Source organism: Mesorhizobium sp. M0028 (assembly GCF_040323855.1).
Lineage (GTDB): Bacteria > Pseudomonadota > Alphaproteobacteria > Rhizobiales > Rhizobiaceae > Mesorhizobium.
Window position 1 is genome coordinate 132,345 of the sequence record NZ_JAMYVG010000010.1, and the last position, 21,253, is coordinate 153,597.

General features: G+C 60.2%; 21 protein-coding genes and 7 pseudogenes. 12 read left to right on the top strand and 16 right to left on the bottom strand.

Annotated features, from left to right (window positions below):
- The first annotated feature begins 92 nt into the window (after positions 1 to 92).
- The 3 genes from tatB (at position 93) to NKJ93_RS19800 (ending at position 2,461) form a co-directional block, all read left to right on the top strand.
- Complete coding sequence (tatB, locus tag NKJ93_RS19790; RefSeq protein ID WP_023680209.1) at positions 93 to 461, top strand: Sec-independent protein translocase protein TatB; 369 nt, start codon at positions 93 to 95, stop codon at positions 459 to 461.
- The gene (locus NKJ93_RS19795) at positions 436 to 1,368 is read left to right on the top strand and encodes a CDP-diacylglycerol diphosphatase (protein WP_352451999.1); all 933 of its coding nucleotides are present in this window, start codon (positions 436 to 438) and stop codon (positions 1,366 to 1,368) included. Before tatB ends, NKJ93_RS19795 begins: the two co-directional genes overlap by 26 nt.
- 265 nt (positions 1,369 to 1,633) lie before the next feature.
- A complete protein-coding gene (locus tag NKJ93_RS19800) occupies positions 1,634 to 2,461 on the top strand; it encodes an undecaprenyl-diphosphate phosphatase (protein WP_352452071.1) in 828 nt (275 codons plus the stop codon).
- A gap of 2 nt (positions 2,462 to 2,463) precedes the next feature.
- On the opposite strand, the gene NKJ93_RS19805 is transcribed toward NKJ93_RS19800, so the two are convergent.
- From NKJ93_RS19805 to NKJ93_RS19815, 3 genes are read right to left on the bottom strand one after another with little or no spacing between them, the layout of a single operon-like run.
- Entirely contained in the window at positions 2,464 to 2,637 is a 174-nt protein-coding gene (locus NKJ93_RS19805) for a transglutaminase-like cysteine peptidase (protein WP_352451998.1), read from the bottom strand.
- Positions 2,609 to 2,797, bottom strand: a complete 189-nt coding sequence (locus NKJ93_RS19810) for a transglutaminase-like cysteine peptidase (protein WP_352452070.1) — start codon at positions 2,795 to 2,797, stop codon at positions 2,609 to 2,611. Before NKJ93_RS19810 ends, NKJ93_RS19805 begins: the two co-directional genes overlap by 29 nt.
- The gene (locus NKJ93_RS19815; RefSeq protein ID WP_352451997.1) at positions 2,781 to 3,092 is read right to left on the bottom strand and encodes a transglutaminase-like cysteine peptidase; all 312 of its coding nucleotides are present in this window, start codon (positions 3,090 to 3,092) and stop codon (positions 2,781 to 2,783) included. Before NKJ93_RS19815 ends, NKJ93_RS19810 begins: the two co-directional genes overlap by 17 nt.
- Here NKJ93_RS19815 and NKJ93_RS19820 point away from each other — a divergent pair.
- From NKJ93_RS19820 to NKJ93_RS19840, 5 genes and pseudogenes are all read left to right on the top strand, one after another.
- Positions 3,084 to 3,421, top strand: a pseudogene (locus tag NKJ93_RS19820) (transglutaminase-like cysteine peptidase). The gene NKJ93_RS19815 and the pseudogene NKJ93_RS19820 sit on opposite strands and share 9 nt — an antisense overlap.
- 190 nt (positions 3,422 to 3,611) lie before the next feature.
- Entirely contained in the window at positions 3,612 to 4,562 is a 951-nt protein-coding gene (locus NKJ93_RS19825; RefSeq protein ID WP_502896191.1) for a DUF1402 family protein, read from the top strand.
- Between the two features lie 340 nt (positions 4,563 to 4,902).
- Entirely contained in the window at positions 4,903 to 6,027 is a 1,125-nt protein-coding gene (locus NKJ93_RS19830; RefSeq protein WP_352451995.1) for a DUF2333 family protein, read from the top strand.
- 135 nt (positions 6,028 to 6,162) lie between these two features.
- Positions 6,163 to 6,321, top strand: a complete 159-nt coding sequence (locus NKJ93_RS19835) for a hypothetical protein (RefSeq protein ID WP_352451994.1) — start codon at positions 6,163 to 6,165, stop codon at positions 6,319 to 6,321.
- Positions 6,322 to 6,498: 177 nt separating this feature from the next.
- Positions 6,499 to 6,969, top strand: a pseudogene (locus tag NKJ93_RS19840) (Tn3 family transposase); the annotation flags it as partial.
- 11 nt (positions 6,970 to 6,980) lie between these two features.
- On the opposite strand, the gene NKJ93_RS19845 reads toward NKJ93_RS19840, so the two are convergent.
- The 4 genes from NKJ93_RS19845 to tnpA all read right to left on the bottom strand — a co-directional run bounded on the left by NKJ93_RS19845 (position 6,981) and on the right by tnpA (position 10,023).
- Entirely contained in the window at positions 6,981 to 7,511 is a 531-nt protein-coding gene (locus tag NKJ93_RS19845) for a UPF0149 family protein (protein ID WP_352466299.1), read from the bottom strand.
- A gap of 71 nt (positions 7,512 to 7,582) precedes the next feature.
- Complete coding sequence (tnpC, locus tag NKJ93_RS19850) at positions 7,583 to 9,157, bottom strand: IS66 family transposase (protein ID WP_352466298.1); 1,575 nt, start codon at positions 9,155 to 9,157, stop codon at positions 7,583 to 7,585.
- A gap of 48 nt (positions 9,158 to 9,205) precedes the next feature.
- Positions 9,206 to 9,559: an IS66 family insertion sequence element accessory protein TnpB gene (gene tnpB / locus NKJ93_RS19855; protein ID WP_352466297.1), complete on the bottom strand. Its 354-nt coding sequence runs from the start codon at positions 9,557 to 9,559 to the stop codon at positions 9,206 to 9,208.
- Positions 9,556 to 10,023 carry an IS66-like element accessory protein TnpA gene (gene tnpA, locus NKJ93_RS19860; protein WP_352466296.1) on the bottom strand — a complete coding sequence of 156 codons (468 nt, stop codon included), beginning with the start codon at positions 10,021 to 10,023 and terminating at the stop codon, positions 9,556 to 9,558. Before tnpA ends, tnpB begins: the two co-directional genes overlap by 4 nt.
- A 138-nt stretch (positions 10,024 to 10,161) precedes the next feature.
- Here tnpA and NKJ93_RS19865 point away from each other — a divergent pair.
- The 4 genes and pseudogenes from NKJ93_RS19865 to NKJ93_RS19880 all read left to right on the top strand — a co-directional run bounded on the left by NKJ93_RS19865 (position 10,162) and on the right by NKJ93_RS19880 (position 13,376).
- Positions 10,162 to 10,815, top strand: a pseudogene (locus tag NKJ93_RS19865) (Tn3 family transposase).
- A complete protein-coding gene (locus NKJ93_RS19870) occupies positions 10,779 to 10,925 on the top strand; it encodes a hypothetical protein (protein ID WP_280952151.1) in 147 nt (48 codons plus the stop codon). Before NKJ93_RS19865 ends, NKJ93_RS19870 begins: the two are co-directional and overlap by 37 nt.
- Before the next feature lie 58 nt (positions 10,926 to 10,983).
- Positions 10,984 to 11,274 (top strand): annotated as a pseudogene (locus tag NKJ93_RS19875) (ABC transporter permease subunit); the annotation flags it as partial.
- A 206-nt stretch (positions 11,275 to 11,480) separates the two neighbouring features.
- Positions 11,481 to 13,376, top strand: coding sequence for a heavy metal translocating P-type ATPase (locus tag NKJ93_RS19880; RefSeq protein WP_352590751.1), 1,896 nt, complete (start codon positions 11,481 to 11,483; stop codon positions 13,374 to 13,376).
- Positions 13,377 to 13,542: 166 nt separating this feature from the next.
- Here the strand turns inward: NKJ93_RS19880 and NKJ93_RS19885 are convergent, their stop codons facing one another.
- The 9 genes and pseudogenes from NKJ93_RS19885 to NKJ93_RS19930 form a co-directional block, all read right to left on the bottom strand.
- Positions 13,543 to 14,145, bottom strand: coding sequence for a sulfotransferase family protein (locus tag NKJ93_RS19885; RefSeq protein WP_352466294.1), 603 nt, complete (start codon positions 14,143 to 14,145; stop codon positions 13,543 to 13,545).
- Between the two features lie 177 nt (positions 14,146 to 14,322).
- Positions 14,323 to 14,469, bottom strand: a complete 147-nt coding sequence (locus NKJ93_RS19890) for a hypothetical protein (RefSeq protein ID WP_352453916.1) — start codon at positions 14,467 to 14,469, stop codon at positions 14,323 to 14,325.
- 296 nt (positions 14,470 to 14,765) lie between these two features.
- A complete protein-coding gene (locus NKJ93_RS19900; protein WP_352466293.1) occupies positions 14,766 to 15,806 on the bottom strand; it encodes a sulfate/molybdate ABC transporter ATP-binding protein in 1,041 nt (346 codons plus the stop codon).
- 131 nt (positions 15,807 to 15,937) lie between these two features.
- On the bottom strand, positions 15,938 to 16,096 hold the full coding sequence (locus tag NKJ93_RS19905; protein ID WP_352466292.1) for a hypothetical protein: 159 nt from the start codon (positions 16,094 to 16,096) through the stop codon (positions 15,938 to 15,940).
- Between the two features lie 47 nt (positions 16,097 to 16,143).
- Positions 16,144 to 16,890, bottom strand: a pseudogene (gene cysT / locus NKJ93_RS19910) (sulfate ABC transporter permease subunit CysT); the annotation flags it as partial.
- A complete protein-coding gene (locus NKJ93_RS19915; RefSeq protein ID WP_352453290.1) occupies positions 16,887 to 17,915 on the bottom strand; it encodes a sulfate ABC transporter substrate-binding protein in 1,029 nt (342 codons plus the stop codon). The gene NKJ93_RS19915 and the pseudogene cysT, both read right to left, overlap by 4 nt.
- A 184-nt stretch (positions 17,916 to 18,099) precedes the next feature.
- Positions 18,100 to 18,527, bottom strand: a pseudogene (locus NKJ93_RS19920) (UbiA family prenyltransferase); the annotation flags it as partial.
- Between the two features lie 349 nt (positions 18,528 to 18,876).
- Entirely contained in the window at positions 18,877 to 19,143 is a 267-nt protein-coding gene (locus NKJ93_RS19925; protein ID WP_023680946.1) for a hypothetical protein, read from the bottom strand.
- A gap of 1,279 nt (positions 19,144 to 20,422) precedes the next feature.
- Positions 20,423 to 21,136: pseudogene (locus NKJ93_RS19930) on the bottom strand (IS6 family transposase).
- Between the last annotated feature and the right edge of the window lie 117 nt (positions 21,137 to 21,253).

Sequence of the window (21,253 nt, forward strand, 5' to 3'; positions counted from 1 at the left end):
TGGCGCCGTAGGTCGAGGCATTCAACCGGATCGGTCGCCACAAACCAGCGGAGAGGTTGTCGCTGCCGGCGATTGCGCGAGAGGACGTACCGATGTTCGGACTTGGCATGACCCACCTGTTGGTTATCTTCGTGGTGGCGCTGGTTGTTTTCGGCCCGGAGGAGCTTCCAAAAGTCATGCGATCGGCGGGGGCAATGATGAAGACATTCAATCGGATTGCGGGCGATTTTCGAAAGCAGTTTGACGACGCCGTACGTCAAGCCGAGAAGGAACTCGACCTGCAGGAAACCCGCTCGATGCTTCAGAATGCGATGGAGGACGTGCCGCGAAGCGCTGACAAGGCCATAGTAGGGAAGGACAGCAATCTCGATCCGGCCGCTGAGCGGGGCGCAGAATCTGAACTGACATCGGTCACGGCCAAGGATGCGAGGTTTAATGCCGAAACGTCATCAAACCAGTGATCGGGCAGAAGAGCAGTCGCCCATCGGAACCATCGCGAGGCTCCCAGCCGCTCCACCTTCACCGTTTCGGTTTCGCCGACTGCGCGCCGGGACTCAAAACCTCATCTCGGGCATTCCCCTCGCTGTAAAATCCCTTCACAGGTTACCATTGTTCCACCACTGCCGTGCTGCAGCCGTGCTCTGTTTGACAATCGCGTTGCTGACTGCGGCGGTCACCGACGTCGGCTCCGCTTCAGCGCATCGCAACGCGCTCTGGCAGGTTGTGCAGACCTGCGCTCTTGCCGCAGCGCATCTTGGCAGCGCTTTCCCCTGCGAGGAAGTGATCCTGCCCAGGCAGGGCGTGCCTGGATCAGCTCTCATTAAATCACCCCGATACCGGACCGAGTTTCTGTTGACGCCACTTACGGCTGTTGCCGGCCTTGAAAGCCCGTCTGTCCGTTGGCAGGGCAGTTCCCAACTCTGGAATCGGGCATGGAAAGCACGAAGCAAGGTCTCGGCGAGCCTCGGACGTCACCTTCCACGAACGGCCATCGCCATGGCTGTGAATTCCAGGACTGAGCGATCCCAGGATCAGTTCCACATCCATATCGATTGCGTTGCGGTGTCGGTGGAAAAGAAACTTGTCCTGAAGGGGCCGAAGGTGGAAGGTCCGTGGCAGCTTCTCCCTTTGGCTCTGATGGGGAAACGCTATTGGATCAAGGCAGTCGACAAGCCGGATTTGGAAACGACCAACGTAGTCGGCATCATCGCTTCCGGCCTGCCGCAGGCCCGGGGCGCCATGCATCACGTAAATGTCGTCGTCGTTGGCGCCGAACTCGCCGGCGCAAGACCGGGATTTTACATCCTGACCAATTGGGAAAGCTCAGCGGCCGAGCGCCTTTTGGATCACGACTGCACCTCGCGTTGAGCGCCCACGAGGCAACGGGCGAAGCAATGGCCGCACCCGGACACTCGACGGAAGTCTCAAAGCAGTCTTCGCGGAATGGTATCCGGGCATGGCAAACGACAATCCAAGACCCGATCAGCGCAGCAAAGCTGCGTGACCGCCCCACAGTTCCTCATGCTCTCCTATCTGCAGGCCCGCACCGGCTAACGTCGGCTCTTCGACGATCCGATGAAGCGACAGCCCGAGACGAGCTGCGCACCACGCAAAGGAAGTGCAATTGGCTGAAATCGGGTGGAGCGAGGCGGCGATCCTAGGAGTGGTTCAAGGACTGACGGAATTTCTTCCGATCTCCTCAAGCGCGCATTTGCGGATCGTTGGTGAATTCCTGCCACCGGCCGGCGATCCCGGCGCCGCATTTACCGCCATTACGCAGATCGGGACCGAGATCGCGGCCCTGATCTATTTCCGCCATGACATCATCTGCATCATCGCCACATGGCTGCGTTCCCTGGCCGGCCGCCGTGAACGGCTGGACCCGGATGCCCGCATGGGATGGCTGGTGATCATAGGGACCCTGCCGATCGGCATCCTAGGACTATTGCTGAAGAACCTGATCGAAGGTCCGGCCCGCAACCTCTATCTCACGGCAACCATGTTGATCGTCTTCGCGCTGGTTCTCGCGGCCGCCGACCGGCTGGGCGCCAAGCGCAAGGCTTTGCGCGATCTGGGCTGGCGGGACGGCCTTCTGTTCGGCGCCGCCCAGGCGATGGCCCTCATCCCGGGCGTTTCGCGATCGGGAGACACTATAAGCGCCGGACTGCTGATGGCTTACACGCGAGAGGCCGCCGCCAGGTATTCGTTCCTGCTGGCGATACTTGCCGTGCTCGCCTCAGGCTTCTTCCAGCTCTATGCGAGTTGGGGGGCAGACAGTCCGGTCGGCGCCGGTCCGACCGCGCTGGCCACCCTGCTGTCCTTCGCGGTCGGCTATGTCGCGATCGTGGGTTTTCTGAAGCTAGTCTCGACGCGCAGCTACATACCCTTCGTCTATTATCGGATCGGGCTCGGCGCCTCGATATTTCTGCTTCTTGGCGCCGGTCTCCTGTCAGCGTCCTGAGATTATTTCGTGCCGCTGACGAGAATGTTCTGTTGGGATTCGATCGCTTCCCAATGGCCGGAGTTGGATCGCGACTGGCGCTTCAGGTAGGTATATCCGGTGTCCGACCACAGCAGGACCTTCGGCTCCAGATTGTCGAGAATGAAGTCACCGGCGGTCGTGTTGACGCTCAGCATCGCGTGCCCCTCGCCGCTCGACTGCCTGACCACCGTTATCCAAAAGGTTTTGCGGGGGCACGCCCTGTCTCATCAGTTCGCGACGTTTTTCCAGCACGATGTCGTCGCAGTCGCCAAATCCCTTATAGGGATACTCCCATTTCTCATCGACACCGGGTATCTATGTCCGTCATGGCCATGATCGTCGTGTTGGCCCTGTTGTTGATTTCGATCAGCGTCTCACACAAGGAGCGGGTCAGTTCGACGGGCTTCGGGTCGCGCGTGACGATCGAGCAATCATCGCGATAGTTCCGACAGTATTCGTAATGACCGATCGCTGCGTTGTCCGTCCGTTTGTTCGCATGAATGTGAGCTGCCCTGCATTCGCCGAGCATGACCGATGACTTTTGCGATCGCTCGTAGGCGTCAACGTATCCGTAAACCACCGCGTCAAGCCAGTGAGCGACATGGAACACAATGGAGTTCCAGAATATTGGTCCTATCCTGACGATAATCTGGGTGATTGCGAGGATTATGCACTGGAAAATCGGCGAACGCTGATGCGAAAGGCCTTCGCGTCTCCAGTCTGCTCTTGACGGCAGTGCGCAAGTCCGATGGCGAAGGGCACGCTGTATTGGCGGTTCGAACCGACAAGGGCGATTTCATTCTCGATAATCTGACCAATAGGGTTCGTCCCTGGTACGAGACGAACTATCACTACCTGAAGCGCCAAGCGGAATACAACACGAGACGGTGGGTTTCCATCTTAAGCGAAGACAATCTTCTCGTCGGCGCGCTTAGGTAACGCGATGCCGAACATTTTTTCCAGCGTCCTTGCATCCGAACACCTTGCCGGCTCGCAAAACCTCCGCCTCTCTGTTATAGGCTCGAAAGCACACTGCCATGACCATATGACGGCACACCCTGCATCCCTTCACGGAGCCGGAGGCTGCCAACGGAGCCTCATGCCAACAGCCAAGCTGCAGCCCTTTTTGATGACGGTGACGATCGTTGCACCTTGTGTCGGAACGGCCCCAGCCGTGGCGCAGACTGTCACAGTCGTCCCGACGGGCAATCGTCTTGCCGAGCAACCGGTGATCCCAAGAGCGTCCGCGCTTCGTTCCAAGGCATTCAACACGACGTACGAGGAGAAGTATCGGGCCATAACCGCCTTGATACGGGACGACCGCAAGCTCGTCGGCAAGATCAGGAAGGCGGCGCTCGCCTATGGCATCGATCCGATCCACATCGTCGCGGCTCTCGTCGGAGAGCACACCTACAATATCAGCGTGGTCGACTCGGTTCAGACCTATTACGTCAAGGCGCTCGCCTATGCCGATCTGAAGTTCTCCTTCAGCTACAGGGGCACTCCGGTCCAGTCATTCGTCCAGCGGCCCGAATTCGCATCCTGCGCTTCTCTCGAAAGCAGCGCGCTGATTTGGAGCTGCCGTGACCAGGTCTGGGAAGAGACATTCCGGGGTCGCAAGGTCGATGGCGTCGACTACGAACCCATCACGTTCCAGCGGGCCTTCTTCCAACCCTTCTATGCGGGGCAGACCTTCGGCCTGGGACAGATAAGCCCGCTTGCAGCCCTGCAGGTCACAGACATGGTCAGCCGGGTCAGCAAGCTTCCCCGATTGTCGCCCGATCGCCCGCAGGCGATCTATCGCGACGTCATGGATCCTGATCGCAGTCTTGTTTACATCGCCGCGATCATCCGGGATTCGATCGATGCCTATCGGGAACAGGGGTTCGATATATCCGGTAATCCCGGAATCACCGCCACGCTCTACAATGTTGGCCAGCCGCGCAGACGTGCACGTGAGTTGAGGCAAGCCGTGACCGACAAGACCGGCCGCACCCTGCCCGTCGAGAACTATTACGGCTGGCTCATCAACGACAGGCTCGAAGAACTCAAGGCGCTTCTCACCGATGGCACGAAATGATCGTGGTTGGTGGCCGGACACTCGCGAACCTGCGTCGGATGGCAGGACAGATTTATGCCGGAAAAGCTGGCTGTCATGAGACCAATTCCGCTTGCATTTGGCGAACATCTATCGACATCAGATGGAAGCAAACAGTGCACTCAAGCGAACTCATAAAGCGCGCCGGAATTGCCGGTCGCGTGCAAGATGGCCAAGCGAGGTATCGTGTGTCGATTACCATGCGGCTCCAAACTGAGAATGGCTTACCCAGCGCGACGTTCTGAAAATCACATATTTGAAAGACAAGGTGGCGTTTGGCATGCGCCTCTACGGCTTGACTGACTGAGGGGGTGACATCGCCATGCTTGATCCGATCGTGAATTTCTTCACCCGGATTTTCCAGTGGATCGGCCGCGGCATCGGCTTAGCCATCGGCGTCATCCTGTGGCCGTTCGTGTGGGCCGGGCGTTGGTATACGCAGCGCGGCTGGATCCTGAAGGCAGTGGTCGGCCTGGCGCTGCTGATGCTGATCGGCCTCTACGCCAATTTCTTCTACGCCACCCAGTGGTGGAACAATTTCAACCCGAACTATCCCGACACCTATATATTCGAGAAGCGCAACCTGTCGGCCGGCGAGCAGGTCGCCGCCGGTGCCAGCACCGACGCCGCCAGGACCTGTGGCAATTCGGCGATCGCCCAGTTGGCGGCCGACCTGACCGACTTCAACGTCAACCAGAATGCCTGGGTGTCGTCGATGATCCTCTACAAGCTCGGCCTGTTCGGCATCGACTGGGACCACACGCCGTTCATGGACAACAAGGCGTCGTTCCAGCGCGGCATCAACCAGGCGGTGCGGCGCACGGCGACCGAGCTTGCCGACAATCTCGGCCGCGTGCGCACCACCTCGCAGATCGACGCCGACCTGCAGGACGCGCGCGGCAATCTGCAGTTCGATGAGGAAACCTGGTATTTCGGCCTGAACCCGTTCGGGCCGAAGACGCCGACGCCGAGCTACTATCGCGACGCGGTGCGCAAGCTGCGCGCCTTCAACGCCCGGCTGGAAACCTGCCAGACGGTGTTCGATGCCCGCGCTGACAATCTCAAGCAGTATATCGACCGCATCTCGTCCGACATCGGTTCGACCTCGGCGATCCTCAAGGAGCGCGCTGAGCACTACAACAATGGCTGGTTCGATTTCCGCGCCGACGATCGCTTCTGGTTCGCCTATGGCCAGCTCTATGCCTATTACGGGCTGATGAAAGGCGCCGAGGCCGATTTCGAGGACGTGATCAACGAAAAGCACCTGCAGAGCCTGTGGGACACGATGGACTCGCAGTTCGTCTCGGCGCTGCGCATCCAGCCCTTCATCATCGCCAATGGCCGCGAGGATGGCTGGCTGTTGCCGAATCACCTAACGACAATTGGCTTCTACATGTTGCGCGTGCGCTCGAACCTGGTCGAGATCAGCAACGTTCTTGCGCAGTAACTCGGTGGATGAAGCGCTCGAGGGCATCGAGGCATTGGGACCGGTAACTTCTCTGGGGTGAGCGCGGCCACGATTTGTTAGCGCCGACTGGGCCATCACCGTTACTTTGTTTAAGGCGGCGGCGATGGCGGTGGAATGGACGATCACGATCGAGAGCAGGAACGAATTCGGCGATGTCGAAACGAGGTCCGGATCGACAAAAGCGATGAGCGTCCGCGTGGCGGAGACCTTGACCTGTCGATCAAAGATGGCAAGAAGATCATGGCCGCCCTGCAAACAGTGGTCGCGACCTAGGAGGCGAAAACCTACACCCTGTTTCGACGGGTCTGTCCGGATTGCCACAATTTTCGGCCGGTCAAGGACTATACGACGCGTCGAATTCAAACGGTGTTCGGCACAGTGGAGGTTCGCAATCCCCGCTGGGTGTTGTGCCGGGATTGCCATCCAGGGATGGACGCCGCATCCAATGGTATCGAGGTTCCCGACCTGTTGAGGGAAGTGCATGAATGGACCGGCTTTGCGGATACCTTCACGCATGTTCGCACCGGCGACGTCCCAAGAGATGTCTCGGCCATGCTGGCCGGCGTACTGGCGGATGCGACCAACCTTGGTCCGAAACGGATGGCCAGCGCGTCCAAAGGCATCAGCGCTCACCAGATCAGTTGGATGAGAACCTTCCATGCACGGTCGGAGACCTACCGCGCGGCGCAGGCCTGCGTGACGGACGCCCACACCCGCCATCCGCATTCTCGCCTTTGGGGCAATGGCACGACGTCATCATCTGACGGCCAATTCTTCCGCGCGAGCGACCGAGCCGCAAAGCGCGGCGACATCAATCTGCATTACGGCAGCGAACCCGGCTCAAAGTTCTACAGCCACCTTTCCGATCAGTACGGCTACTTTGTAAGCGTCACGAGCACCGCACGACTGTCCTTGCTTGACAGAGGCAGGATTCAGATGCGGGCCGCTTTGACCCGCTTGGGCATGAAGTACGAGCGGATGGCGACGACCGCCTTTGCAACGGCTGCGACGCCCGCGTCGTCGAGACGGGAGTTCAGCCCCGTTGTATCCCGGATCGGGGCGATGATGTCGCCGGTCTTGGCATGGCCGTGGAGAACGGGGCGCCAGAGCCTTGTGGCGTAGCCGGTGGCAAGCAGGAAGGCGGTCGACCATTCGAAGGCGTCGAATGTGCCGTCCTGCTGTCGCGCAAGGCGCGGACGCCAGGTCTCCGGCGTTTCGCCGAGCCCGACCGAGATCCGGTTATAGTTGGCAACCAGCGTCTGAACGGCGAGCGCCTCGGTTGTACCTTCGAGCGCCATCAACGCTTGCTCGCCTGCAAACAAAGGAATCCATTGGCGCGGGTCGATAAAGCGCGGACCGATGATGAGCGCAGTCAGATAGCCGTCGAGCCCATCCATGCCGAAGACCGGCGGATGCGGCCGCTGCTTGTGCAGGAACGTCTCGAAGGCCGCATCGTCCAGCATCGGGCGCGAAGGCGCAATCGAGGACGCCGCAGCGGGCCGAGCGGCGACGGGCCCCCTTGACCGACGAGCGATCATGCCGCCACACGCTCCAGTTGGCCCCGTGCTTCCCGGTCCGCCTTCCAATTCCACGGCAAGAGCTCGTCGAGCCGATTGACCGGAATGAAACCCGAGACGATCTGCTCGAGCACGTCGGCGAGCCAGGTTTCGGGATCGAGACCATTGAGCCGTGCCGAGTTGACCAGTGATGCCAGCACCGCCCATGTCTCGCCACCGCGAGCGGATCCGGCAAAGAGGCTATTCTTCCTCGTCAGGCAAACTGGTTTGAGCGAACGCTCGACAACGTTGCTGTCGACTTCGATCCGGCCGTCCTCGAGGAAGGCGATCAGCCCATGCCAATGCGCCAGCGTGTAGGCAATGGCCTTGCCGAGCGACGACTTGGCCGAGACCTCATCGATCAGCATCTCCAACTGCTCCTTCAGTGCCGCCATGAGCGGAGCGCTCTCGGCCTTGCGCACCGACAGGCGCTGCTCGGCGCTCATGCCGCGGATGCATTCCTCGATCCGGTAGATCTCGGCAATAGCGGCGACCACCGCCAGCGCCTCGCTCGAGCCCGTCGTCTTGACCACCTCGACGAACTTGCGCCGAGCATGGGCCAGACAAAAGGCAAGCTGCAAGGGTGCGATATTGCTCTTGCGCCGCCGCTTCGCCAGGCTCTTGTAGGCCGCATAGCCATCGACCTGCAGAATGCCGTCGAATGTTGAAAGCTGTGCCTCGATCTCTCCGGTTCCCCGGCTTTCTGCAAACACATAGCCGACTGCCGGCGGTGCCGGTCCCTGCCAGGGACGATCATCGACGGCCTGCGCCCACAACTGGCAGACTTTCGTCCGCTTGCGTCCCGGATCAAGTCGCGGCAGAGGCGTTTCGTCACAAAACACCCGCGGCTGCGAGCGGATGAAGGCAAGCAGGCGATCGTAAAGCGGCCTCAGCCACCAGGCGGCCCGTCCGACCCAGCCGCCGAGCGTGCCACGGTCGAGATTGATGCCGTAACCCGAGAAGATCTGCGACTGGCGATAGAGAGGAAGATGCCAGGCGAACTTGGAGACGACCACATGCGCCATCAGCGCCGTCGTCGCCATGCCCCCGTCCATTACTCGCGCTCGCGCCGGCGCCTGGACGACATGGGCCTCACAGGCCCGGCAGGCGTATTTGGGCCGGATCGTGCGGATCACGCGTAGCAGTGCCGGAACGATATCGAGGGCCTCACTGACATCCTCGCCGATGCGATGGAGGGGAAGTTCGCAACACGAGCAGACCGCGCTCTGCGGCTCGATCACTTCCTCGCAGCGCGGCAGATGCTTCGGCAGGGCACCCATGTTGCGCGACGCCGACCGGTGCTTGCGTCGCGGCCGATCCTTGTCTTCGACGGCATCGTCGTTGGCCGCGGCCGGCACCTCGCAGAGGTCACCGAGATCGAGCGCGATCTGCACCGGATCGAGCACGGCCAGCTTCTCCGATTTTACCCCGAAGATCATCTGCCGAAGCAGATCGGCATAGACGCGCAGCTCCGCGTTCTCGGCTTTAAGAGCCAGAACCATTCTCTGCAATTCGGCAGGATCCGATGGCAACGAATCAGGGCGGGGCGACATGATCAACCCTACCAGGCGACCCCGAATCTTCAAGCAAATCCAGTCACTTCACGCCGCTCTGACCGGTCTTTTGACGTGTTTCTTCGCCACCCTCGTCCAGTCGAGGCCAGCCACCAGAAGGGCGAACTCCTCGCGCGTCAGCCGGACCTGGCCGTCGCGGATCGGCGGCCAGGTGAAGCGCCCCGATTCGAGCCATTTCGAGGCCAGAACCATGCCGCTTCCGTCCCAAAAAAGAAGGCGCAATCTGTCGCCGCGCTTGGGGCGGAAGACAAAGACGTCACCGCAATAGGGATCGGCTGCAAGAGCCGAGGCGACCAGGGCAACAAGGCCATTGATGCCGCGGCGGAAGTCGACCGGCTGCGTCGCCACCACCACCTTCACGTCGCCGGCTAGCGCAATCACTGCGGCACACGCAAGGCACCCACGATGGCGGCCGCCAGGGCCGGATCGACCGAACCCGTCAGGACGAGGCGGCTTTCACCGATCTCGAGCTCGATCCGACCGGTCGACCTGGGCGCCTCCTTATTCCGTGCGTCACTATGCTCGAGCTGTCGCTCCTCGCCCGCGATCGTAATTGGCACAAACTGCAGGGCTGGCGTCGTCTCCGCAGCCGCTTTCGCCTGCACCAGCCCCACGTGCCGTCGCCAGACCGAAAGAAGACCTCGATTGATCCCCCAACGCCGCGCGACAGCCGAGATGTTGGCGCCCGGCTCCGCGCTTTCCGCAACAATCCGCGCCTTCTCCGCCGGCGTCCAGCTGCGCCGTTTCCGCCGGCCTGTGATCACCTCGACCCGGCGATAGTGACCCTCTTCATGCCTGCCTTGATGACTGTCTTGATGACTGGCATCAGGGTCCTCCCACTCCATGCGCCTGCGCTCCTCGCTGCCGCAAATCAGGCGGCAAATCTCCCCAGTGCATAGCCCTCAGGCAAGATGGGGTGCTCGTCACGCTCACGCTACTTTAGCATTCTGCCCATCAGTCCGACCGAAAGTGAGGCTGCTTATGTGCTCGATGGGCTATTCGATCAGGACACGGTCCTCGACATCCAGGAACACTTTACCGATAGGGGTGGCGCGAGTGATCACATCTTCGGTCTGTTCGCCCTCATAGGCAAACGCTTCGCGCCGCGACTGCGCAACCTCAAGGACCGGAAGTTCCACACGTTCGAGAAAGGCGATGCATACCCGGCGCTGTCGAACCACATCGGGGCGCCGATCAACACCACCCTGATCCTCGAGCACTGGGATGATCTCCTCCATCTGGCGGCGTCGATCACCACGCGATCCGTAGTGCCGGCCACGATCCTGAAGAAACTATCCGCATCTCCGAAGGAAAGCCAACTCGCACGAGCGCTACGGGACTCGGCCGGGTCGAGCGATCGCTGTTCATGATCGAATGGTACTCAAGTTCGGCGGCGTTGCCAGGCCGGCCTCAACAAGGGTGAGGCTGCGCATAAGCTGAAGCGCGCCGTTTTCTTCCACGAGCGTGGTGAAATCCGTGACCGGTCCTTCGAAAGCCAGGCGTTCCGCGCCTCCGGCCTCAACCTCGTCGTCAGTGCGATCGTAGGAATGCGGTCTATATCGAACGGGCCCTTACCTACTTACGCAAAACGCATCGCGAGATTCCGGATCATCTGCTCAAGCACGTATCGCGGCTGAGTTGGGAGCACATCAACCTGACCGGCATCTACACCTGGGATGCAGAACATCAGATGCCTGAAGGATTCCGTTCGCTCAGACTTCCGGCTCGGTTACGCCACGCCGCATGACGTTCATGCTCCGTTCGACGTTAGCGTGTCGCTGGGAACGGTTCTTGTTCCGACCCCCTACTCGCTGGGTTACACAAGCAGCCAACTGTTCCGACGGGTCCTATTTCCCCAGGTGGCCCTCACGGCAATTCCCGAGCTGACCACCTCGATGATGGTCATCATGAAGGCGCTTTCACTCGGATTCGCCATCGAGGTCGTCGATATCTTCGCGCAGTCCCAACTGATCGCCGCGCTGAACTTCTACTACCTCGAAGCCTTTGTGATTGCCGTCGTGATCTACATGGTGATCGCCTATGTCGTCATACAGATCGCCGACAGGCTGGAGCAATCCCTCCGGGTGTGGACGTGAGGCATGCATGTGGGACAGGATCGCCAAGCTTCGGGATTACTCTCGTCACGGTAGGGGCCGCCGACCGTCGCGCGCGCTGGGCGCGCTATTTCTCATCGCCGTTGGCCTCTATGTCGGATACCATGGCTGGACAGGACTATCCGCCGCGGGGGCCTGATGCGCTCATGCTTCAACTCAAGACCGCAATCCGAGATAGCGAGCCAATCATGAAATCCGAGACAGCAGCCACCGAAAGCGTTGAGCCGGCGCCTAAGACGGTTCCATCGGGTTGGCGAGTGTTGATGACGCGCGAACGCTGGACCGAAGTCGCGCGCATCATTTTTACCGGCTTGATGGCGTTGCTGTATTGGCAGCAGCTCATTCCAATACAAGCCTTGTGGGTGGCGGTTGCCATCGGCTTGTATCCGCTTGTCAAAACCGGCGCCGTTGATCTCGTAAAAGAGCGCAAGATCGGTACCGAAATATTCGTCACCATTGCCACGGTGGTGGCGCTGAGCGGAGGCGAGACCGTCGCCGGCGCGGTCCTCATGGTGATCATTTTGATCGCGGAGTTCATCGCCGATCTGAATATGGAACGAGCGCGAGCCTCGATCAAAGACCTGATCGGCTCAGTGCCGCAGGTGGCGCTTGTGCGGGACGCAGGTGGCGAACGCATGGTCCCGATCGAGAATTTGCGCGCGGGCGACGTTGTCTTGGTGCGGGCCGGCGAGAAGATCCCGGTCGACGGCACCGTCGTCGGTGGAGCGGCTTCGGTCAACGAAGCATCGATCACAGGAGAGAGCATTCCCAAGGACAAGAGCGATGGCGCCGATGTCTTTGCCGGAACCATCGTCGAATCCGGCGCCCTCGACATCGAGACCGAGAAGGTTGGTGCCGACACCACCTTTGCCCGCATCATCAGTCTGGTCGAGAATGCCGAAGCGGAAAAGGCACCCGTCCAGAAACTGGCGGATAAGGTCGCGTCATGGCTGATCCCGGTCGTGCTGATCTTCCTCGTTGCGGTTTATACCCGCGACGTTCGGATGATCGTCACTCTGCTGATTTTCACATCACCTGCCGAACTCGGATTGGCGACTCCTCTGGTGATTATCGCAGCCATTGCGCGAGCCGCACGCAGTGGAATTCTGGTCAAGGGGGGCGTCTATCTGGAGTCTTTGGCCAAGGTCGACGTCCTGGTGTTCGACAAGACAGGCACCCTGACGGCGAACAAGCCCGAGGTTGTCGGCGTGGAGATGCAGGACGGCACGCTTTCGGAAGCTGATCTGATCAGCCTTGCCGCCGCCGCCGATCGGCGCTCCGCTCACCCCTTGGCGAAAGCGGTCGTCAACTATGCCGCCCGGATGAAAATCGATGTCCCGGAACCGGAGCAGTACGAGCAGTTGCAGGCGCGCGGTGTGAAGGCGACGGTCTCCGGACGCACCGTGCTGGTCGGGAATGCATTGTTGTTGCGCGAGGCCGGCGTGCCGCTTTCCGATGCGATCGAAAAGGGCGGACAGACGCCGGTTCACGTCGCGGTCGATGGGAAATTCGCTGGCGTGATTTTTATTGCCGACACATTGCGACCAGGTGCGCGCGAAGCGCTGGCAAAGCTCCGTGCAACCGGGGTCAAGCGCATGGTGATGGTGACGGGTGACAATGAGGCCACAGCGCGGACCATCGCCAACGAGCTCGGCGTGGATGAAGTGCGTGCCAATCTGATGCCGCAGGACAAGGTCGCCGCCATCGCCGAATTGCAAAAGCAGGGCCATCGCGTGGCGATGGTCGGCGACGGGATCAACGACGCGCCGGCGCTGGCACGCGCCGATGTCGGCATTGCGATGGGGGGCGGCGGCACGCAGGCAGCGCTGGAAGCCGCCGACATCGCATTGATGAAGGATGACCTGGCAAGAATTGTCAGCGCCCGCGCGATTGCGCGACGCGCTTACCGGACAATTCAGGAGAATATCTTCGTCGGCGTTGGTGTTGTGCATGTTTTGGGCATTACCGCAGCGCTGATGGGCTGGATCGGTCCTATCCAGGCAGCGATTTTGCACTTGGGGCCAGATGTCCTGGTGTTCCTGAATTCGGCAAAACTGCTGCGCGTTCGAATCCAAGATGTTTAAGCGCATCTCTTTGAAGCCTAAGGCTTCGAACCGAACTAGCCAAAGCGGTCATTCGATTCGTCCGATCGGATGACTGCTACTGGCGCATGTGGTCGGTTGGCGCGTTCATAGATCAGATTGCCTGATGAGGCTCGGGAAGGTCCGGCCGGGGGTGGAAAACCGCCGTTCAGCGCCCTATGCGAGCACGAAATTCGGCAGTCGAATTGGTGCGTGGAAACGGTTCGGAAGGCAACTGTACATCGAGAAAGGCACAAAGCGGCTCCCATCCTTCGGAGACTTGATACGTGAGAAGGCGTTCAGGCGGCAGCGTTGATTTCACGGAAGCGTTATGTGCTTCATAGACAGCGATTGCGTGATCACGGTTATCAAATCGACCGCCAAAGACAGCGTTTCCAACCACCGCCACACCAAAGGACTGTGGATCATTGGTAGCAGCATCCATCGTGAGCCCTATTGTTTGCGCCATGCTGTCATACCAGGCTTCCGGGTCACGAACTGTCAGGATAACCTTTGCATGAGGGTAGTGGTCACTCACTTGGCGCCAAAAATGCGCCGTTGGCCAATCGACCGCGGAAAGATAGCCGGCATATGCCGCATCCCAGGTCGGGAGTTGTCCCTGGCCGGCGGCGCGCCACAGCGCCTTCTGCTCGGGATTGGCGTGGACATCTGCCATGTGATGACACGGCCCGAACCCAAGATGCTCCAACGCGAGCTTCAGCGAATATGTGCCAGTGCGACCCATGCCTGCACCAATGACATCTAGAGCCATGAGCACCCCAAGGAGATTTCAATCGGTCAAAATACCGCTGTTTTCTTTAATTCGCTATATCTTTGAAGGTCAGCTCCGAATCGCGTCAAGCCGTAGCGCGCGAAGGTCAGTATTGGAGAAGCGCCGGGAATGGTGGCTCCTGGCGCCGCTGTGGCGAAGACGCGTGGATCGACACCACTATCCGCTGACGCAGCGCTTGCTCCGGTCGATGACGTGGATGCCCATCAAAGGATGGGAGACAACCGACAGCGAGTTTCCGCCGGGAACGTGATCGCGGTCCACCAAAGCCATCTTGAACGGCAAGGCCGTGCAGACCTGCTCCATCAGGCTGCTCGACGTATACCGCGCGACATTCGAGCAGCGTGGACACAAGCTGGCAAGGCACGGGTTAGGCGCCGCGCTGTTGCAAGACACCGTTCTGCGCACGCGTTACGCCGCGACGACCTCGGGATTCGCGGCCTTCTTGTTCATGCCATATCGGACGAAGCGAAAGCCTTCTACGAGCACTACGGCTTTGCGGCTTCCCCGAAAAATCCGATGACCCTTGCGCTCTCGCTAAGGCGCGTTGAAAGAGCGGGCCGAAACGTCTTGTTGTGCACAAGTTGGTAATCGCCTCGTAATCAACCAGCCGGAAAAAGCTTCCAGCGCCGCGGCCTAAAAGCCACTCGAGTTTTCTGCGCCGCCGGATGGTCGACGGGCAATTCGATCTCGACCCGCTGGCGTTCGCCGCCGATTTCGAGCTCGACCCGCCTGGTGCCGGCGACGCGGCGGCTGGCGGCGACCGTGCCGGCGATGCAGCCGTTGCATTCGTCCACCAGTTCGACATCGTGCGGGCGAAAGAACAATGTCGCTTCGCCTTGCGGTGCGTGCGGCGCGGAGAGCCCGATCGGGCGGTCGGCGATCCAGACCTGGCCGTCCTCGACCTTGACCGGGATCGAGCTCGATTCGCCGATAAAGCCATAAACGAAGGGCGAGTTCGGGGTATCGTAGATCTCGTCGGCGGTGCCGACCTGCTCGATGCGGCCCTGGCTTATCACCACGACGCGGTCGGCAAGCTCCAGCGCCTCTTCCTGGTCATGGGTGACAAAGACCGTGGTATGGCCGGTGGCGTCGTGGATGTCGCGCAGCCAGCGGCGCAGTTCGCGGCGCACCTGGGCATCGAGCGCGCCGAACGGCTCGTCGAGCAAAAGCACGGCCGGTTCGATCGCCATGGCGCGGGCCAGCGCCACGCGCTGGCGCTGGCCCCCCGAAAGCTGCGCCGGATAGCGTTTTTCCAGACCGGAAAGCTGGACGAGGTTGAGAAGTTCCAAGGCGCGGCGGCGGATTTCCTTCGCCGACGGGCGTGACGGCCCGTGCCGGACCTTGAGTCCGAAGCCGATATTGTCGGCGACCGTCATATGGCGAAACAGCGCGTAGTGCTGGAAGACGAAGCCGACATTGCGCTCCTGAATCGACTTTTGAGAGGCATCCTCTTCGCCGAAGAAGATCTTTCCGCGGGTCGGCCGCTCCAAGCCGGCAATCAGCCTGAGCAGCGTCGTCTTGCCGGAACCGGAAGGTCCCAGCAGGGCGATCAGTTCTCCCGACTTGATGTCGAGCGAAACGTCGCGGAGGGCCGGAAACCGCTCAAACTCCTTGCGCACGTTGGCAACGCGAACTTCCATGCAAATCCCTTTTGTAGTTGATGCATGCCGTTATCCCAAAACCGGTTCCCACTTTTGGGCGACATCAAATCTTTGTTTTATGCATGTCGTTGTCCAAAAACCGCTACACACTTTTGGGCGACATGCATTTGTCAGTGTCCGCGCGTCGCGGCGATCTCGGCGCCGTAGCGCATCTCGAGAAGTGTTTTCAAGACCAGCGTGACGAGCGCCAGGCCGGCAAGCAGCGAAGCGACGGCAAAGGCGGCGGCGGCATTGTACTCGTTATAAAGGATTTCAACATGCAGCGGCATGGTGTTGGTTAGCCCGCGTATGTGGCCCGACACGACCGAGATGGCGCGATGACGATCAGAAGCGGCGCGATCTCGGATTTGAACGGCAGGTTGCCGGCGATGAAGATGACGGAACCGTACTCGCCGACGCCGCGCGCGAAGGCCAGCGCGAAACCGGTGACGATGGCCGGCGCCAGTCCGGGAAGCAGAACGCGGCTGATGATCTGGAAGCGATTGGCGCCGAGCGTTGCGGCCACTTCCTCCACCTCCTTGTCGATCTCCTCCATGATCGGCTGCACGGTACGAACGACGAAAGGCAGGCCGATAAAGATCAACGCGATGACGATGCCAAGCGGCGTATACGCGACCTTGATGCCGAGCGGCATCAGCAGGCTTCCGATCCAGCCGTTCGGTGCGTAAAGCGTGGTCAGTGCGATGCCGGCCACCGCTGTCGGCAGCGCGAAGGGCAGGTCGACCATGGCATCGGCGATGCGGCGGCCTGGAAAGCTGTAGCGCACCAGCACCCACGCGACGATCGTGCCGAAGACGACGTTGACAGCGGCGGCAATGAAGGCGGTGCCGAAGCTGATTTCAAGCGCGTTGATGGTGCGGCGATCGGTGACGATCGCCCAGAAGTCGGTCCAGCCGAGCGCCGCCGAGCGCCAGATCAGCCCGGACAGCGGAATGAGGAGGGTGAGGAAGGCAAGCGAGAAGCCGAGCGTCAATCCGAAACCCGGAATGACGCTCGGCTGTCTGAACCGCCACCCCGCCTTGGCGGGCGTGCTGTGGTCATGTCGTCCTGATCTAAATGCTATTGGGCCGGCTTATAGATCTGGTCAAATATACCACCGTCGCCGAAATGGTAAGGCTGCGCCTTCATCCATCCGCCGAAAATTGGATCGTCGATGCTGATCCGCTTGATTTCCGGCAGTTTGGCGAGATCCTCCGCAGGCACCAGGTCGGGCTTCGCCGGACGGTAGTGGTTCTTGGCGATGATCGTCTGGCCTTCCTTGGAATAGAGATAGCCCAGATAGGCTTCGGCAACTTTCCGTGTGCCCTTGGCATCGACATTGGCGTCGACAACGGCGACCGGCGGCTCGGCCAGGATCGAGGTCGGCGGGATGACGATTTCGAACTGATCGGCGCCGAACTCGTCCAGCGCCAGATAGGCCTCGTTTTCCCAGGCGATCAGCACGTCGCCCAGGCCCTTTTGCGCGAAGGTCACGGTCGAGCCACGCGCGCCGGTGTCAAGCACCGGAACATGGGAATAGAGGTTGCCGACGAATTCCTTGGTCTTGGCTTCATCGCCGCCATCGTTGGTGTTGGCCCAGGCCCAGGCCGCGAGGTAGGCCCACCGGCCACCACCGGAGGTCTTGGGATTGGACGTGATCACCTGGACGCTGTCCTTTGTGAGATCGCCAAAATCGTGAATGCCCTTGGGGTTGCCTTTGCGGACGAGGAGGACAATGGTCGAGGTATAAGGCGCCGAATTGTTCTCGAACTTCGTCCGCCAGTCGGGATTGATCTTCTTCGTTTTCGAGACGATCGCGTCGATGTCGCCTTGCAGCCCCAGCGTCACCACGTCGGCGTCGAGGCCGTCGATTACCGCGCGAGCCTGAGCGCCCGATCCCCCATGCGACTGCTGGACGGCGACGGTCTCGCCGGTCTCGGACTTCCAGTGGGCGGTGAAAGCCTCATCGAATTGCTTGTAGAGCTCACGCGTCGGGTCATAGGACACGTTGAGAATGGTGGTATCGGCAAACGCGAAACCGAGCGTGCCGAACTGGACAGATGTGGCGACCAGTGCGCCGAGCAGTTTCATGAAATGAGGTTTGGTCATTTCCGCCTCCGTTGAACTCGCGTCAAATCTACCGAATTGATAGAATTTAGATCAATGTTGCCTTTTTTGGCCTAGTGAAGCAATTTCTCGCCTATTTCACCCTAAATGAGGAATGTTTTTCCTCACATAACGTGACTCGGGATCCTGGGCTCCCGGACGCGATAACTAGAAACCGCCAGCCCTTCGGCAATACGCAAGTGGCGATCAGGCGCGTGTAGGGCGTCAGGAAGAGCAGGAGCGACGCCGCAAGCGCAAGCGGAATTGCCAGAAAGGCGATTGCTGGGACCATGCCGATCTGGCCGCTTGCCAGAGGGCGAAAGCGGGTCCGCTCAACGTGGCCGTCGAACCTGCGATCGGCAATGTCATTGATCGTGGACCCGGCGCTTCTCATCAGAAACGCGCCAAGGGTGAATAGCGCCAATTGCTGAACGGCGGGGATACCATGTGCCGCTTGGATCAATGCGGCCCAACAGGGAACAACGTCAGCCATATGCCCACTGGCCGATCCAGCCGCGCGAGCCGCGTGTAGGGCCGCCATGCACGCGGCAGCCGGCGATCCACCCAGTCACCTCTATGAATATCACTCAGGTCCGGTCGGCTCGAAGTCGCCATGAAGTAATCTTAATCCCGCGCAGAGAAAGGCATTTTCCTGTTCGGTTGAAGTGCCAAATTCGCAGCGTTGCGTATGCGCGCAATGGCAGCCTCGGGGTGGCAAGCGGAAGTCCAGCGTGAACGCGCGGAATAGTTGCTTTGCGGACCTGAGCCGGCATTAGGTTGCGCAAGCTGTAGCGGCTGATCTTGGCACGACCGAGACCAACGGCGGCGCTCACGCGCAGGACCGGCTCTTGAAGCCAGTGCCCAGCGGGCTCTACGCCAATAATGGGCGCTTTCCAGAATGACCGGAACCGCACGGCAATCGCTGAGCAAACCCTTCTAACCTTGGCCAGCGGAGCAATCACCTTTACGATTCGACCAGGATCACCAAGGACTCTGGCACCACTCCATCGAAGGCCATCGCATCCGCGGCTTCCTTGCTCTGCATAGCTTTCATCATGGCGTCCATGTCCGGAACGTCCATAAGAACGGCCACCCGGGTCGGATTTTGTGGATCTACAAATGTTCGTATGTTGGTCACGCCGAGCGGACCAAAAAGCTCTTTGCGCTTCGGCGAGTCGAGCCAGTGCTTCGCTCCTTTTGTGATGTTATGGTGGCCAATGACTGTCGGCATTGCATCCTCCCTATCGTGACGGCGAAGTCCGGCATCGCCAAGAGTGCCAAGATCCATCCCCGTCGAACCACGGAGCGCCGTTTTGGTTGGACTGTCAATTATTTCGTTAAGGACGCGGAAGAACGATTCGGAGAGGGCGTTTCTTCCGGACGGTTCGACCTCAATGAACCAGGATCGCGGTCACGCGGCTGTGGCTATTGACATGTGACATGCGCAAACAGCCGGACAACAACTGCAAGGGCCCGCGTGGCAGATATGGGGATCCAGCGCGGGGGTCGGAAAGGGCAGTTGCGGGAGTAGGGCTGCCATTCATGACCCGGCGGGCCAAGGTCGTCTTCGGGTCGACTCCGGCCGTAGAGCGAAGGTCCGCTGTTGAGAGCGGCGGTGAGGGTCCGGTAATGGCGCTACTTACTCGTTCAGGTGGCCGCTACAGTTGATTGCTAGAGTTAGTCTAGCGTGTCCAAGCGCCATGAAGCGAGCTTACAGCCAAAAGGAAAGTCGGCGGCCCATTTTTCAATGAGCGTTGCCCGAACCCGCCGACCTGCGGATTGCCATTGGCCCCGCGATTCGCAGCTTTGCCGGAACGGAGGCGTGCCGTCTAGCAATGTAAGCGTGTACCATTTCAGCTGCGGAAGTTTTCAAGATCTCTGCCTTAAATCTTTCGGCCATCGCTCGCGCAATCTGTGCTGCCTATAAAGTCGCGCAGCACGAGGTGATCTAGGTTGCAGGGTTGGCGCGGCAAGCGTTCCTCGGCCAGGAATCAGGCGCCAGCGCTGAACAACGCAGCCGGGACGAGTTTCCGGATTCGTTACCGCCATCGGCGATTTGCTCACGGGCTTCGCAAGTCCACGGTGCACTCGTGAGACTCCTAATTGCGCTCCGCCGCGCCGAATGATTACGGAGTACTAGCCTGCCCAATCCCAGCGCGCCCAGAGTTCTGGCTCGCGTGTGAACCATTAGGCCGGCGGGACGTTGCTCTGCGGATCCAACAGCTGACGGCACGACCGTGGAGGAATCCAAGCATCATTCTACGCCTCAGAAACAAGACACGCCCGGTGCCTTGGCGAACTTTCCTTATGACCGAATGACCGTCGAGCGATTTCGGGGGCGTTTCCGCGAGCGAGGTGGAACGACGAGCGCAGGAGCTGGTTTGTGCCGGGAAAGACGGCGCCGCTACCTCTTTGGCGACCTCTATTCGACCCGCGGGAGCATCATCAACCCCAAGAGGTGATGTCACATAAACGGAGATGGGCTGTCGTTGTGACTTTTGGGAATGATTTCAGGCGATCACGCCGGCAGCAGCTTTCCATTGCGCCATGGCATTCAAGCGGTGAAGATGGATTTGAAAGGCGGAGCGTTTTGAACGGGGCGGGACGAAGAGATTGCGGACTGCAGAGAACGTCGAGACGAAACGCTGGAGGCTCCCCGGTGATCGAAAATCTTGTATCATCCGCTCTCGTTTTCGCAGTGGCACATGCGAATTCTCCGCTCTGTTGTTCAAGCCCTTGTGCGACCGGTGCTCGATGTCCGTCATGACTAGACGCCGCGCTGCTCCATAGGAGCCGAGCTTGTCGGTGATCATGCGCTTCGGCACCTGGCCCTGCTTCTTCAACAGCCGTGTCAGCACGCGCTTGGCGGCCTTAGTGTTGCGCCGGGTCTAGCCGATCTCGTCGAGCACATAGCCGTCCTGGTTGACGGCCCGCCATAACCAATGCTTCTTGCCGGCGATCATGATGGCGACTTCGTCGAGGTGCCAGATATCATTTCGACTGGGCTGCTTGCGGCGCAGGCGCCGGGCGTAGTCCAGCCCGAACTTCTTTCCCCACCGACGGATCGTCTCGTAGGAAACGACAATGCCGCGCTCCAGCAGCATTTCTTCGACACGACGCAGGCTCAGCGGAAATCGATAATCCAGCCACACCGCGTGGGCGATGATCTCGGGTGGGAACCGATGCCGTTTGTAGCTGATCTGCGAAGTGTTCGTCCCCAGCATCTATCGCAGCGATCCCTGACACGCGGTTACCGTGACAACGCCCCTGGGAGCGCCTGGACCAAATCGGGTGCCCAGTTCTAATATGTGGCGGGTGGTACGACGGGATCGCTCTACCGT

What these genes read in the sequence shown, in the direction of transcription:
- NKJ93_RS19830 (WP_352451995.1), top strand. Translation starts at nt 4,903, where the DNA reads ATGCTTGATCCGATCGTGAATTTCTTCACCCGGATTTTCCAGTGGATC.
- NKJ93_RS19905 (WP_352466292.1), bottom strand. Translation starts at nt 16,096, where the DNA reads ATGCCGCTGCATGTTGAAATCCTTTATAACGAGTACAATGCCGCCGCC.
- NKJ93_RS19845 (WP_352466299.1), bottom strand. Translation starts at nt 7,511, where the DNA reads ATGCTGGACGATGCGGCCTTCGAGACGTTCCTGCACAAGCAGCGGCCG.
- NKJ93_RS19890 (WP_352453916.1), bottom strand. Translation starts at nt 14,469, where the DNA reads ATGGAGCAGGTCTGCACGGCCTTGCCGTTCAAGATGGCTTTGGTGGAC.
- tnpC (WP_352466298.1), bottom strand. Translation starts at nt 9,157, where the DNA reads ATGTCGCCCCGCCCTGATTCGTTGCCATCGGATCCTGCCGAATTGCAG.
- NKJ93_RS19880 (WP_352590751.1), top strand. Translation starts at nt 11,481, where the DNA reads ATGAAATCCGAGACAGCAGCCACCGAAAGCGTTGAGCCGGCGCCTAAG.
- NKJ93_RS19915 (WP_352453290.1), bottom strand. Translation starts at nt 17,915, where the DNA reads ATGACCAAACCTCATTTCATGAAACTGCTCGGCGCACTGGTCGCCACA.
- NKJ93_RS19900 (WP_352466293.1), bottom strand. Translation starts at nt 15,806, where the DNA reads ATGGAAGTTCGCGTTGCCAACGTGCGCAAGGAGTTTGAGCGGTTTCCG.
- NKJ93_RS19805 (WP_352451998.1), bottom strand. Translation starts at nt 2,637, where the DNA reads ATGCTGAGCGTCAACACGACCGCCGGTGACTTCATTCTCGACAATCTG.
- NKJ93_RS19835 (WP_352451994.1), top strand. Translation starts at nt 6,163, where the DNA reads ATGGACGATCACGATCGAGAGCAGGAACGAATTCGGCGATGTCGAAAC.
- tatB (WP_023680209.1), top strand. Translation starts at nt 93, where the DNA reads ATGTTCGGACTTGGCATGACCCACCTGTTGGTTATCTTCGTGGTGGCG.
- tnpA (WP_352466296.1), bottom strand. Translation starts at nt 10,023, where the DNA reads ATGGAGTGGGAGGACCCTGATGCCAGTCATCAAGACAGTCATCAAGGC.
- NKJ93_RS19795 (WP_352451999.1), top strand. Translation starts at nt 436, where the DNA reads ATGCCGAAACGTCATCAAACCAGTGATCGGGCAGAAGAGCAGTCGCCC.
- NKJ93_RS19825 (WP_502896191.1), top strand. Translation starts at nt 3,612, where the DNA reads ATGACGGTGACGATCGTTGCACCTTGTGTCGGAACGGCCCCAGCCGTG.
- NKJ93_RS19885 (WP_352466294.1), bottom strand. Translation starts at nt 14,145, where the DNA reads ATGGCTCTAGATGTCATTGGTGCAGGCATGGGTCGCACTGGCACATAT.
- NKJ93_RS19925 (WP_023680946.1), bottom strand. Translation starts at nt 19,143, where the DNA reads ATGCCGACAGTCATTGGCCACCATAACATCACAAAAGGAGCGAAGCAC.